This window comes from Paraburkholderia sp. IW21 (genome assembly GCF_041321145.1).
Taxonomy (GTDB): Bacteria; Pseudomonadota; Gammaproteobacteria; order Burkholderiales; family Burkholderiaceae; genus Paraburkholderia.
In genome coordinates, this window is record NZ_JBGGWA010000004.1 from 384,036 (window position 1) to 397,221 (window position 13,186).

General features: G+C 61.8%; 10 protein-coding genes. 4 read left to right on the forward strand and 6 right to left on the reverse strand.

From position 1 onward, the window contains the following. Nucleotides 1-19: 19 nt before the first annotated feature. The 6 genes from ACAX43_RS12155 to ACAX43_RS12180 form a co-directional block, all read right to left on the reverse strand. Nucleotides 20-4,474, reverse strand: a complete 4,455-nt coding sequence (locus tag ACAX43_RS12155; RefSeq protein WP_370708645.1) for an ATP-binding protein — start codon at nucleotides 4,472-4,474, stop codon at nucleotides 20-22. 32 nt (nucleotides 4,475-4,506) lie between these two features. Beyond that, complete coding sequence (gene aqpZ, locus ACAX43_RS12160) at nucleotides 4,507-5,253, reverse strand: aquaporin Z (RefSeq protein ID WP_370708646.1); 747 nt, start codon at nucleotides 5,251-5,253, stop codon at nucleotides 4,507-4,509. Between the two features lie 243 nt (nucleotides 5,254-5,496). After that, the gene (locus ACAX43_RS12165) at nucleotides 5,497-6,141 is read right to left on the reverse strand and encodes a response regulator (protein WP_370708852.1); all 645 of its coding nucleotides are present in this window, start codon (nucleotides 6,139-6,141) and stop codon (nucleotides 5,497-5,499) included. A gap of 111 nt (nucleotides 6,142-6,252) precedes the next feature. After that, entirely contained in the window at nucleotides 6,253-6,945 is a 693-nt protein-coding gene (locus ACAX43_RS12170; protein ID WP_370708853.1) for a response regulator, read from the reverse strand. A gap of 149 nt (nucleotides 6,946-7,094) precedes the next feature. Further along, complete coding sequence (locus ACAX43_RS12175) at nucleotides 7,095-7,778, reverse strand: response regulator (protein WP_370708854.1); 684 nt, start codon at nucleotides 7,776-7,778, stop codon at nucleotides 7,095-7,097. Nucleotides 7,779-8,112: 334 nt separating this feature from the next. Then, complete coding sequence (locus ACAX43_RS12180; RefSeq protein WP_370708647.1) at nucleotides 8,113-9,429, reverse strand: MFS transporter; 1,317 nt, start codon at nucleotides 9,427-9,429, stop codon at nucleotides 8,113-8,115. 98 nt (nucleotides 9,430-9,527) lie between these two features. Here ACAX43_RS12180 and ACAX43_RS12185 point away from each other — a divergent pair, with 98 nt between their 5' ends. The 4 genes from ACAX43_RS12185 (at nucleotide 9,528) to ACAX43_RS12200 (ending at nucleotide 13,185) form a co-directional block, all read left to right on the forward strand. Further along, nucleotides 9,528-10,415, forward strand: coding sequence for a LysR family transcriptional regulator (locus ACAX43_RS12185; protein WP_370708648.1), 888 nt, complete (start codon nucleotides 9,528-9,530; stop codon nucleotides 10,413-10,415). A 464-nt stretch (nucleotides 10,416-10,879) separates the two neighbouring features. After that, a complete protein-coding gene (locus tag ACAX43_RS12190; RefSeq protein ID WP_370708649.1) occupies nucleotides 10,880-11,596 on the forward strand; it encodes a cytochrome c in 717 nt (238 codons plus the stop codon). Next, nucleotides 11,593-12,984 (forward strand): cytochrome c, encoded by a 1,392-nt coding sequence (locus ACAX43_RS12195; protein WP_370708650.1) that lies wholly within the window; start codon nucleotides 11,593-11,595, stop codon nucleotides 12,982-12,984. The genes ACAX43_RS12190 and ACAX43_RS12195 overlap by 4 nt, the downstream gene beginning before the upstream one ends. Before the next feature lie 24 nt (nucleotides 12,985-13,008). After that, complete coding sequence (locus tag ACAX43_RS12200) at nucleotides 13,009-13,185, forward strand: hypothetical protein (protein WP_370708651.1); 177 nt, start codon at nucleotides 13,009-13,011, stop codon at nucleotides 13,183-13,185. The last annotated feature ends 1 nt before the right edge of the window (nucleotide 13,186 follow it).

A 13,186-nucleotide genomic window follows, 5' to 3' on the forward strand; every position in this document is an offset into this window, starting at 1 on the left:
GGCTGCTGCCGGAGAAACGTCACGCGAGCAATGCAGCCTGTTCCTCGATTCCATCCAGCATCGCATTGCACTTGCGCGCCAACACCAACCCGTCGCTGCGCAAGCGGTCCGGCGTCTTGACGGCGATGTCCCGGCGATAGTCTTCCAGCGCGTTGAGCAGCGGCGGATACTGCAACACGCTCGCCGCCCCTGCCACGCGGTGGTGCCACTCGCGCAAGCGCTCGACTTCGGCGCGCTCGAGCAGCGGCGACAACGCCTGTACGTCTTCACGCACCGAAGACACGAACGAGTCGAGCAATGCCTTTACGGTCGACTCACTCCCCCACAATTGGGTCATGTGACTCAGGTCGACCGGGACGAACGGCTCGGAGCCGCCGCATGAATCCGGCACGGAAACCGGCGGTGCACCGACAGGCTCGGCGGGTGCGGCTTGCCATGCGCTGTCCGTGCCAAACCAGCGGCTCAGGTAGTCGCGCAGCGTCGCGAGCCGTGTCGGCTTGACGAGGCAGTCGTCCATACCCGCGTCACGACAAAGCTTCAGGTCTTCGGGCGCGGTGTTCGCCGTTATGCCCAGGATCGGCAGGTGATGCGTGCCGCCTTGCTCCTGCTCACGGATACGCCGCGCGAGTTCGTAGCCTGACAGGTTCGGCATGTGGCAGTCCGTGATCAGACATCCATAGCTCGTTTGTTCGAGCGCGGCCAGTGCCTCGACGCCGTCGTTCGTCACGTCGCAGGCAAAACCGAGCAAGGCCAGTTGATGACGGATCAACTCCTGATTCACCGGATGGTCCTCCGCAACCAGGATCAGCCGTCCACTGGCAATCGCCCGTTCGCGGTCCGGTGGCACGGTGCCGCCTTCAGCCATGCGCGGCATGCCAGCCGAACGCGGGGCCACCGATGGCAGCCCGGTCAGCGCCGCGGCACACGCTGCACCGAGGCCGCGCCACGAAATCGGATTGATGCTGACGCGCACGTTATTGTCGAGGATGCGGTAGCCGGTCGGCTTCGGCTTCTCGGTCAGGCAAATAATCCGGGAACTTGGCCTTACGCCTGCAGGCAGCACTCCATCTTCACTCACGAAAATCATATCCACGTCTGCCAGTGCGGCTGCGTCGCCGAGTTCGGCCGCACCAGGCGACACACGGCGCAACTCCAGTCCGAGTGCCTCGCCGAAATGCATCAGCGCCTGGGCGACCCGTGCGTCACCCGTCACCACCACGCCACGCTTGCCGCGTAAGCCGCTCATGGAGTAACGCGACGTTTCGACAGGCATGGTGAGGCGCACCGTCATGCGCGTACCGACACCAGGTTCGCTGCGCAATTCGAGCGTGCCGTTCATCAGGTCGATCAGCTTGCGGCAGATCGTCAGGCCTAGACCGGTGCCGCCGAAGCGGCGGGTGGTAGACGATTCAGCCTGCACGAAAGGCTCGAACAGCCGCGCCTGCACCTCCGGCGCAATGCCGATGCCGGTGTCCGCGACGGTCATTTCCAGCGCCTGAGCATCGCCCGTCTGTTCGACGACCGAAATCTGTACGTCGACCTCGCCGTCCGGCGTGAACTTGATGGCGTTGCCGAGCAGGTTGAACAGAATCTGTCTCAACCGCACGCTGTCGCCGCGCAGCGTGGCAGCGACTTCGGGTGCGATATCGACACGTACTTTCAGCCCCTTTTCGTGGGCGCGGCCCGCGAGCAACCCGACCGCGTTGTCGACCAGTTCGCGCAAGTCGATGGGTTCAGCTTCGATAGTGAGCCGCCCCGCTTCGATCTTCGAATAGTCGAGCAGGTCGTCCAGAATCTGCAGCAGCGCACCTGCCGACTCGTGGATCATGCTCAGCATTTCGCCCTGGTCGGCGTTGAGCGGTGTGCGCTCCAGCACTTCGACGAGGCCGAGTACACCGTTCATCGGCGTACGGATTTCGTGACTCATCATCGCGACAAAATCGTCTTTCGCGCGGGAGGCGGCTTCGGCCACGTCGCGCGCTCGCGCGATCTCATCGGAGCGCGCGTGCTCTACGCTTGCGTCCACCCAATAGCCACTCCACACCACGCTGCCATCGTTCTCGCGGCGCGGCACCAACTCCGCGCGCGCCCACTTGAGTTCATGCTCGACATCGAAACGAAACTCCATATTCACCGGTGTTTCGCAACGCGCCGATTGTTCCAGCTCGGCCAGCACGAGAGGCCGGTCTGCCTCGCACACACGTCTGAAATCGATCTGATCGCGGCTCATCGACGAGGCGCCGCCGACGCCCAGCAGATGTCGCGTATCACCGCCGATATAGGGAAACGAATACGCACCGTCCGAGGTGCGGCGCAGTTGAAACACGACGGCCGGCAATGAGCGCGTAACGTCGAAGAGGCGCCGTTCGGTTTCGCGTGCGAGCATTTCAGCGCGCCGGATATCGGTAATGTCGACCATCGTTCCAAGCACGCAACTCGGCTTGCCGTCACTGGTGTGACAGATGCGAGTCCAGAACAGGCCATGCCGCAGGTCGCCCACGCCGCGCTCGAACTGGAGTTCCGCCTGCGCAGGCTCATCGCCTATCAGCATCTTGCGCGTGAGGTCCTCCAGAACATGGCTGTTGGCTTCTCCCCATGTCTGCACGTCCAGCGTCGTGCGTCCGATCACCGCTTCGCGGCGCAAACCACACGCCTCTTCATAAGCGCGGTTAATCGCGATGTAGCGTCCATCCAGATCTTTGGCGACAAGTGGATAGGGGACCATCTCCATCATGGTTTCCTGAAAGTTCAGCTGTAGAGCCAATTCGCGTTCGGTCTGTTTGCGCAGCCTGACTTCGCGTTGCAGCAGCAAATACGCGCGCAGCGTGACCAGCAACGCAAGGCCGATGCCGATCAGCAGCGGCAGCAGGCGCACTGCGGTAACGCTCCATGTTCCTGGCTCGTCCGTACTGCCCGTCACCCACTTCTGCCGGATGCGCTGCTTCTCGGCGGCCGGCATAGCCAGCAAGGCGCGGTCGATCAAACCCGCGAGCGGGCTCAGATCAGGGCGCACCGCAAAGTCAAGCGCGTCGGCTTCACCGACCGTGCCGAGTATCTTGAGGACACCGGTGTAACGCTGCTTGAGCAGGACATCGACGGCGGCGACGTTGCCCACCAGTACGTCTGCCTCGCCCTTCTCGACCATCTTGAGGGCGTCGTCCAGACTGGGCACCACGGCGATGTTAGTCGCAGGAATGTTGTCCACCACGAGCGGAATCGATCCGGCGATATGCGACGAGACCACAATGCGGCGCGAGGCGAAATCGTTGAGCGAGCGCGCGGCTGGTTCGTTTTCGCGTCCGACGATCACGAGCGGATAGCTTTCATATGCACGGGTGTGCCGCGCGCTCTTCAGACGTGGATCTTTGCTGGAGGAGGTGGCGAGAATCGCCAGATCGCCGCGCTGGAAGGCTTCGATGGTCGCTGGCCAGTCGGCCGTGTGGGCGCGGATGAACACAACGCCCAGCGCGCGGCTCAAATAGTCCAGATAGTCGGCGGCAATGCCGGCAGGATGGCCGGATTCGTCGACATAACTGAAAGGCGCCCAGCCGCTATCGAAGCCCACCTGCAACGGCGGCAGCGAACGAAGCCACGCCTGCTCTTCGGGTGTCAGCACGAGGCGGCGTGCAGCGGACGCAGCTTGCGCATCGAAGCTGCCGGATAGCCAGCGCACGCGAATCGCCGTATCGTCAACGGGGTTCATCGACGCAAGCGCGCGGTCGAGTTGGTCGCGCAGCACGACGCGGTTGCGCGGCACGGCAAAGCGCAGGTCGGCGATTCTGCCGCTTTCCTCGAAAGCGACGCGAAGTCCGCGGAATTCCTCGGTGGCCAGTGCGTACTGAACGGCGGGCGTAAAGCCGAGATAGGCATCGGCATCGCCTTGCGCGACCGCCTCGAGCGCCGCGTGCGTACTCGCGAAAGTTTCGAGCTGGGCGCGCGGAAAGCGCTCGCGCAACGAGCGCTCCAGCGCAAAACCCTTCTCTATCGCGAGGCGTGCCCCGGCAAGCTGCACGGCACTCGCATACGCGTCGCCGTCGCGGCGCACCGCCACCGATGCGGAGGCACGAAAATACGGCGTGGTGAAGCTGAAGCAGCGCTCCCGCTCAGGGGTGCGTGCGAGGCTCATGACCAGATCGACGTTGCCGGCGCAGGCTGCGGCCAGCAATTGCGGCATGTCTGGAAATGCCTTGGACTCGATCACGACGTTCGGCCCAACGAGTGCACGCAGATAGTCGGCACTCAAGCCGGTAAGCTGACCGTCCTGAAGGCCGTCGAAAGGCAACCAGCCACTAGCCAGCACGCCGACGGTCAATTTGCCAGGAAATGCGCCGGCGACTTGCGGATGCGAAGGTCCGGCGAACGGTTGCGCCACCGCCGGCTGCATCTGCGCGACGACACACGCGAACACTACAAGCAGGCACTGCGATCCGCGTCGAAGCACCCGCTTCACCGCGACACCAAGTTGGAGCTTCATAGAGGCCACCATGAAATAACACTACGCGGCGCTCACGCGACTTCGCCGTGCTTGCGGGCGAGCGGCGCAGCATAACGGCCGGACTTGCCCCACAGAAATGAAAAAACCGCACCGGCGGCGACACCACCCAACAACGGCGCTGCCCAGAACAGCCAGAGCTGGTCAAGTGCCCAGTCGCCGACGAACAACGCCTGGCCAGTGGAGCGAGCGGGGTTGATCGAACCGTTCGTGACCGGAATCGACACCATGTAGACAATCATCAGACACGCGCCTGCGACTAACGGAGCGATCGGCTTGAGGCTTCGCCGGCAGGCCACCATCAGACTTGCCATGACGAAAGCAAACGACAGGACAAGCTCAACGACCAGTGCTGAATGAAGTTGATAGTCGGCGGGAGAATGGTCACCAAAGCCGTTCGCCGCGAATTCGCTCGCCGCCAGCTCGAACCCGGGGCGGCCGCTCGCCACGTAGGCGAGCAACGCCGCGGCTGTGACGGCCCCGAGAATCTGGGCGGCGATGTAGGGCAACAGATCCCGGACCGGAAACCGTTGCGCGACTGTGAAGCCGATCGTTACCGCGGGGTTGAAGTGCGCGCCGGAGATGCCGCCGAATGCGTAGCTTGCCGTAACGAGCGCGAGACCGAACGCAAGCGACACCTCGAGTACACCGTAGCCCTGCTGGACCGCGCCGATGTTCAATACAATGCTGCCGCAACCGATGAACACCACCCAGGCCGTTCCGCCCCCCTCCACCAACAATCGCTTACCTAGCGCTACCATTCCGCCTCCCAGTATTTGTGCAAATGGCAGACGGCACCGCACTCTGTCCGCAAGACATCTGCCTGAATTTTCCCGGCTCGAGACTGCTCAGCATGGCGAAATGACTGCTTTCGTCAGGTGAGCATGCGAAGTCGAGCCGCAGTTAATTCAGAACTATGGAATGGCAACGTCATCCGACCAATCAGAAGATTCCTAAAGTCCTAAGAACTTCGACTGATGGGGGTTGGGGCTCCCACAAGCCTGTCAGGCCAAGCCTATCTGCCTGGCATATTCAATGAGGTCGTTTTCAGTCTCGAGGCCGAGCTTGCGCATCGCGCTGCGCTTCTGCGTGCTGATCGTCTTGCCGCTGCGCTGCAGGCGCACCGCAATCTCGTGGACCGCGAGACCTTGCACATAAAGCTGGAAGACCTCCCATTCGCGTGCGCTCAGCACGCCCGCGCGCGGCTGCGGTGGGGCATCGGATGCGTCAATCGCAACACGCGCCTGATCCGATAGATAAACATGGCCGACAACTGCTGCCTCGATCGCATCGATCAACGCCGCGGCGGTGTCGCGTTTGTCGACGATTCCGGCCACGCCGAGGTGCAACAGTCCAGACAGCATGTGCGCATGACTGATCATCGTCAGCACGACGACGCAGGGATGTGGCCGAGCCCGCAACAAGCGGCGCAGGAACGACACGACGTTGTTGGCACCATGAATACCCGGCATGCCTATATCCGACACGACAACGTCGCAGCCATGGGTATCGAGCAACTCGGCCAGGGTTTGGGTATCGGGCGCTTCACCGACTATCTCGATGTGCGGTACCGCTTGCAGCAGGCGAGTCACGCCAACACGAACGCAATCATGATCGTCGGCTACGATGACGCGGATCTTTTGTGTCATTTCTTGTTGTCTTATCGACTGACACGCCCTGCACGCGATGTGCATCCCCGGGCTATGCCAAGTGCATCCTCTGTTCGCCATGCCATGAGACCGGCATGACATCTCGTCGGCTCAGCGCCGGTTTTGCATGCAATCCTCTGAGATCACGCCATGCTCGACCGCGAAGCGGAACAACTCCGCGTCGCTGTTTAGGGCGAGCTTGCGCATCGCGGTACATTTCTGGGCGCTGATTGTCTTGACACTACGCCCGAGACGCGCGGCGATCTCCGTTACACCAAGCCCGGAGGCGTATTGCGTGAACACCTCCAGTTCGCGGCGCGACAACATTTGCCGCACAAAATCGAGCCGCTGCGCGACCGTTGCGTCGGCAATCAGCGAGCGCACCGCCGGCCCGAGATAGCACTCGCGAGCCAGTGCCGTGACGATTGCCACGTGAATCAGATCGATCCGATCGCGTTTGCTAACCAGTCCATCTACGCCGAGCGCGATGACCTTTCTCAACTCGGCGGCTTCGGTTTCCATGGTGAGTACGACGAGTGCCACATTGGGGTAGCGCACCTTGAACTGCCTGACGGCTTCCAGTCCGTCGGCGTAGTAGCCTCCTGGCATGTAAAGGTCCATGAGAACAAGGTCACACGGAATCCGTTCAACTTCCGTGAAAAGTTCCGCGGAGTCGGCCGCACGGCCGACGATTTGTATATTCGGATAGCCCGCCATCAGATTTTCGATCGCCAACAGAACGAGTGGATGATCGTCCGCGATGATGGTTCGAACAGGTGTGCTTAAGTCAGCGTTGTCGTTCATCGTCTTTTCTCCCCCGTACTCAAATTCCCTGCCACTCTCTCCGGAGCAACTGGCCGTGCCGCGATCATTAAACATATTTCGGGAGATAAACATAAGATCGCTCTGAAATAGCGCCATGAGCCCGTCTGGATATTGTTTAGATATGCGATTTAACTTTCATAAACTCCATGTGCGCGGATATAAGCAAAAAGTCCGGGATCGTTAGCAACGCCGAGTTTCGCCATTGCCTCGCGTTTTTGACGGCTAACGGTTCGACGATGACATCCGAACGCTGCCGCGATCTCGGAGATCGAATGGCCTCGTACAGACATTCGGATAACTTCCGCCTGCCTGCGGGACAAGCGCGGAACTGACGGCACATCGCACGCTTCGTCTCGGGGTCGGGCAAGCGCTTCGATGATAGAGCGACCGACGTAGACCTCGCCCTTACCGGCCGCCTCAATTGCTTGCCAAAGCTCGTCCATTGTTTCCAGTTTGCTGAGCACACTGACTACTTCATCTGACACGATGGCACGCAGAATTGCGGTGTTCGTCAGAGTTGTCATCACAACGATGCGCAACAATGGCCAATCACACCGGATTCGCCTGACAAGCTCCAGGCCATCTTCTACCGTACCGGATGCCTCCGGCATCGTGAGGTCGGTGACCAGTACATCGCAGGGCGTGCTTTGCAACAGTTTGATCAGCGAAGTAGGCGTATCCGCCTCACCGACGATCGTGGCACCGGCATGCGTCTCCAGCACGGCCCGTACACCAAGCAGAACAAAAGGATGATCGTCCGCCAGAATAACTCTAAGGTTCACTATGATTTCTCTCGTTTGTTGTAGGCGCATTCGGTGAACGCGCAGGAGAAAATCAACTCGCTCCGCGCGCACCTTTAACGGCCCCTCGGCTGTGTATGACGTACCAAGGTCGGCCATAAAACCACCACTACAAACCGGCGAAAATCGGAGCTTTCCGAAACCGTCAGACAATCTGATAACCCATCGCGTTGCTATCAGAGTAGGAATACATAATTGTGCGAATCGAATGCGCACGAACTTTTATTTCACCGCTAATTTCCAGTTGAAACGGAACGCAGCGATGGGAGTGCAACCCGTCACTCCCATCGCATGGAAAACGACAAGCGGAACCGGCGGCATCACGCCGCTGCCCGCCGCTGCCCCGTCATATGGCGTCACAGGCTCGCGTCGCCGCCGCGTAGCCCGCACGAGCCGCGCGCGGAAATACTGGTAGCGCGATCAAGGCGCACACGCTGGCTACAGCCCATACCATCGGCCACGAGCCCACCGATAACAACCGCGGAATCGCAAGCGGCGTCAGGAAGAGCGTTAGAAAGACGCAGGTATTGCCGATCGCCAGTGCGGTACCTGCGCGACTCGTCCCGGCGAGCGTCGCGAGTTCCGTGAAGGCGACGCCGTGCCATGCCGATGCACTTACACCGCCCAGCACGATCATCAGCGCGAATATCACCGTCGCCGCCGCGTGGTGCACGCCGGCCAGGCCCGTCACCAACGCGAGCGATGCGAACAACACAGCCGTCAGCAAACTGCAGGCTCGCATGTAGGCGCGTCGATTGCCGCGCCGGTCGGTCCACGCGCCACTCCAGACTCGCGCAATCGCGGCGCCCGTTTGCACCGCGGCCATCGTCACGCTGATCGCCAGCACGCCGGCGCGGCTGAAATCGTGGAGGAAGACGGTCCCGAACGTCAGGACGGCAATCTGCGGCATGCACAACGCCCCTGCACCGAGCGCCACGCGCCAGATGCCGATGTCCCGAAGCGGAGAAACCCTCGCCGGCACCGCACCCGTGGCAGCCACGCTGTGAGCCGGGGCCGCGCCGTTTACTTCGATATGCGAAGGTTCATGCAGCCAGCGCCATGCAAACACCGCGGTAATCGCGCACGCAAAGGCCAGTAGGGTGTACGCGCTGGCAAAGCCGAATCGCGAAGCGAGTACCGGCAAGATCAGCGCCCCGAGCCCGCCGCCAGCCGGCACCGCGGTCTGGCGAATGCTCATCGCGAGACCGCGCTGACCCTCGCGAAACCAGGCCATCACCGCGCGACCGCTTGAACCGTTGACGCTGCCGCCGAGCAGACCGACCAGCAGCAAGCCCAGCGCGAGCATCGTCACGCTCGGCACATGCGTGCCGGTTGGCACCACGAACACTGCCAGCGCCGCAAGCGCCGCAGCGGTCGAAAGAAGACCGAGCAGCAGAACGCGACGATCGCCCCAGCGGTCGGTCAGAAGTCCCCATGGCAATTCGCTGACCGCAATGCCCAAACCGAGCATGCCGAACACCAGCCCGAGTCCCTCGTTGCCCAGGTGATAGCTCGAGCGCAAAAATACCGCAGTGGTCGGAATGCCGGAGAACGCGGCCGAAAAGCTCGCGTTCGCCGCGAAACCGACCCCCAGCACTTTCCACCGATGGCTTGCTGCGCGCTCGCCCGATACCCGCCCGGCAGCAACCGGTTCGTTTCCCATGACAGCCTCTGCAAAGAATGAACTGGAGGTATCCTACGGCTGGGCAATCCATCGGAAAAGCCGGAAATTTAGATGACCTCCATCGGATATACCGAATCATGAGCCAACGTGGATTTGATCTGACACAGCTGCGCACCTTCGTCGCCGTCGCCGAATCGGGAAGCGTCTCGGCGGGCGCGGAGCGCGTGTTCCTGTCCCAGTCGTCGGTGAGCGAACAGTTGAAGAAGCTCGAGGAGCGCGCCGGCCAGCCGCTCTTCGTGCGCAGCAAGCAGGGGGTGACCGCCACGCCGGCCGGCAGCCGCCTGCTCGATCACGCGCGGCGCATCCTCGCGATGAGCGAAGCGGCGTTCGAAGACCTGCAAGGCCGCTCACTCGACGGCGAACTGCGCATCGCCATCACGGACTACTATCGTCCGCTCGACATCGCGCGCATTCTCAAGACGTTTTCGGAGCAGCACCCGCGCCTGAAACTGCACGTCAACGTATTGCCGAGCGCCGTAATCGACAGCAGCGCCGACGACGATGCATCGTTCGACATCGGCCTTTCGCTACGTCTCGTCACCGCGCCCACGAGGTCCGCCGGTCGGCGCGCCGGCGCGCAAAGCACGGTGGTGCGGCGCGAGAAACTGCTGTGGGTCAGCGCCGCCGATGCCAGTCCGCGGCCGGCCACGCCTTATCCATTGGTATTGCTGCCGTCGAGTTGCCAGTTGCAGCGCTTCGTTGTGAAGCTCCTCGACGAGCACAAGGTGCCGTATCTGGTGTCGCATTCGGCATCCGGGGTGGCGGGTTTGCAACTCGCGTTGAAGGCCGGCCTGGGTATTTCCTGCCTGAACGAATCGTCAATCGGCGCGGGCGTGGTCGCCTGCCCCCCGAGCGTCGGATTGCCCGCATTGCCTGCCGTCGAGTTTCATTTATTGCCGGGGCGAATCGGCGAAAGCGAACGCGTCAGCAATGCGCGCGCGGCGTTAATGCGACTCTTCAGTTAGCGTGCGCCGCGCGGCGATACGCGCACAGCGACTCATGAATCTCGACAGAAACGGAGGGCCGCGCATCAATCGCATTAGACGATGAACCACACCCAGTAGAAAAATTGAAGTCGGTCTAATCAACGCCTATGCTAATCAAGTAAGCAGCCGATTAATCCATCAATTTTTATTGACGCACCGGATAAATTCCTGCAACCTGCTATACGTCTGACAGACGTATCAAACATTAATACCGAAGCCCGAAAACCGCCAGCCACTCGCGCATTCAGGCAGATCATTGTTTTATAAAGCAATCGCTGTATCGATTCAACACTGCGCCTCCTTAATAAGCTCGTTTCGATTTGCTGTTCATGCAGTCGTTATAAAAAAGAATTAGCAGACTTGTCATGCATCGCTCATCAAATCCATGTGCGAATGCGTGAGAAATAAATAGCGAAAAAACCGTTCCCCCGGCGAGGCTTGGCGTGCACCGTAGAACTATTGGATATTTGATCCTGCTGGCGTTTTATGTCGTGTGGAGCGGCGGGGCGTTCGCAGCCGCTGACGCGTCAGGCGCGATGCCCTCGGCCATGGACGAGCGCGTGCGCGCCTGTACCTCGTGCCATGGCGTGCAAGGCCAAGGGCTGAACAACGATTACTTCCCGCGTATCGCCGGCAAACCAGCCGATTATCTGTTCAATCAGTTGACCGCGTTCCGTGACGGCGGCCGCACCTATCCGCCGATGGGCTATCTGCTCGCGTTTCTGCCCGACGACTATCTGCGCAAGATCAGCAAGTATTTCGCCGACCTGCAGCCGCCCTACCCCAATGCCGATCACGCCGAAGTCGCACCGGCGGTGCTCGCAGACGGACAACGGCTCGTCACCCACGGCGATCCGGCACGCAAAATACCGGCGTGCATCGCATGTCACGGGGCACGCATGACGGGGACGCAACCGGGCATTCCAGGCCTGCTTGGTCTGCATGCGAGCTACATCGCCGGGCAGATGGGCACGTGGCGCTCGGGCACACGTCACGCGCTTGCGCCGGACTGCATGCATTCGATTGCCGTCAAACTGACCGATAAGGACATCACCGCGGTCTCGAGCTGGCTCGCGCGCCAGCCGCGCCCCGCCGATCCGCGGCCCGCGCCGGCTTCCGCTGAACGGCTGCCTCTCGCATGTGGGAGCCAACCGCAATGAAGCCGACCCTCCGCTCGATCCGCTCTGTTTCATACGCCATGACGAAGCGCCGTCGCCCCGCTGTGTCGCTCGTATCCGGCTTGCTGGTTGCCGGCTTGATCGTCGCCGGCAGCGCCGCGTTTTCGAGCGCGCCGCCTACGTTGCTGATCGCGCAAGCGCGCGCTGCCGAAGCCGTGGCCGCCACGACCCCAGCAACAACCGCAACGACAGCTGGCGACAAAGCCGACACCCGCCCCGACATCGTCAAGCGTGGCGAGTATCTGGCGCGCGCCGGCGACTGCGTCGCCTGCCACACGGCGCCGCGCGGCAAGCTGTTCGCCGGCGGCCTCGCCATGGATACGCCGTTCGGCACGCTCTATTCGCCGAACATCACGCCGGACGCGCAGTACGGGATTGGCACATGGAGCGAAGAAGCGTTCTTCAAGATGATGCGCACCGGCCGCACGCCGGACGGCACCATGCTCTACCCCGCCATGCCGATCGCCCAATACACCAAAGTCACGCGTGAAGACTCGAACGCGATCTTCGCCTATCTGAAATCCGTGACACCGGTACGCGAGCCGAATCACAAGCACACGCTGCGCTTCCCGTTCAACCAGCGCAAGCTGCTGTACGGCTGGCGCACCCTGTATTTCCGCGAAGGCGAGTTCCAGCCTGACCCGACCAAGTCGGTCGAATGGAATCGCGGCGCGTATCTGGTCGAAGGACTCGGGCACTGCACGATGTGCCACACCAAGATCAACATGCTCGGTGGTTCATCGGAGCGGGAGCAGTTCGCCGGCGGTCTGATTCCGGTGCAGAACTGGTATGCGCCTTCGCTTACCTCCGACAAGGACGGCGGCCTCGGCGACTGGCGCATCAAGGACATCGTCGACCTGCTGCAGGCGGGCATTTCCGATCGCGGCGCCGTGTACGGTCCGATGGCCGAAGTCACGTATCACAGCCTTCAGTACATGACGGAAGAAGACGCCAAGGCAATGGCCCTCTACCTGAAGACGCTGCCGGACAATCGCGGCCGCAAGTCGGGGCCGTCCACGCAGCCCAACACCAACGTGTTCGCACTCGGCGAAAAGATCTACGCCGACAAGTGCGCGTTGTGCCACGGCGCCAAGGGTGAAGGCCAGTTGCAGCACTACCCGCCGCTCGCCGGCAACCAGTCGATCGAAATGGACTCGGCGGTCAACCCGATCCGCATCGTGCTCAATGGCGGCTTCCCGCCTGGCACCATGCGCAATCCCGAGCCGTACGGCATGCCGCCGTTCGGCCAGGAACTGAACGATACCGATGCCGCCGCCGTCGTCACTTATATCCGCACTGCGTGGGGCAATCACGGCAAACCGGTGACGTCACGCGAAGTCAACGAGTTGCGCAAGGCACCACTGCATTGAACCGCTGTACTGGAGAATCTTTAGATGGAAGCGAACGATACCCGCAGCGCGGCCCCCACTACGGATGACGAAGTGGAACGCGTCGTCGCGGCCGGCCCGCATGGCGCGATCGCCGTGGCCGGCGTCGCCACGCTGATCGTCATGGCGATCTGGTTCGGCTTCTATTTCCTTGTCTTTCTGCCGCGCGGCGTCATTCACTGAT

Excerpts from the sequence above, each read along its gene's own strand:
- ACAX43_RS12155 (WP_370708645.1), bottom strand. The coding sequence starts at position 4,474 with ATGAAGCTCCAACTTGGTGTCGCGGTGAAGCGGGTGCTTCGACGCGGA.
- aqpZ (WP_370708646.1), bottom strand. The coding sequence starts at position 5,253 with ATGGTAGCGCTAGGTAAGCGATTGTTGGTGGAGGGGGGCGGAACGGCC.
- ACAX43_RS12165 (WP_370708852.1), bottom strand. The coding sequence starts at position 6,141 with ATGACACAAAAGATCCGCGTCATCGTAGCCGACGATCATGATTGCGTT.
- ACAX43_RS12170 (WP_370708853.1), bottom strand. The coding sequence starts at position 6,945 with ATGAACGACAACGCTGACTTAAGCACACCTGTTCGAACCATCATCGCG.
- ACAX43_RS12175 (WP_370708854.1), bottom strand. The coding sequence starts at position 7,778 with ATGCGCCTACAACAAACGAGAGAAATCATAGTGAACCTTAGAGTTATT.
- ACAX43_RS12180 (WP_370708647.1), bottom strand. The coding sequence starts at position 9,429 with ATGGGAAACGAACCGGTTGCTGCCGGGCGGGTATCGGGCGAGCGCGCA.
- ACAX43_RS12185 (WP_370708648.1), top strand. The coding sequence starts at position 9,528 with ATGAGCCAACGTGGATTTGATCTGACACAGCTGCGCACCTTCGTCGCC.
- ACAX43_RS12195 (WP_370708650.1), top strand. The coding sequence starts at position 11,593 with ATGAAGCCGACCCTCCGCTCGATCCGCTCTGTTTCATACGCCATGACG.
- ACAX43_RS12200 (WP_370708651.1), top strand. The coding sequence starts at position 13,009 with ATGGAAGCGAACGATACCCGCAGCGCGGCCCCCACTACGGATGACGAA.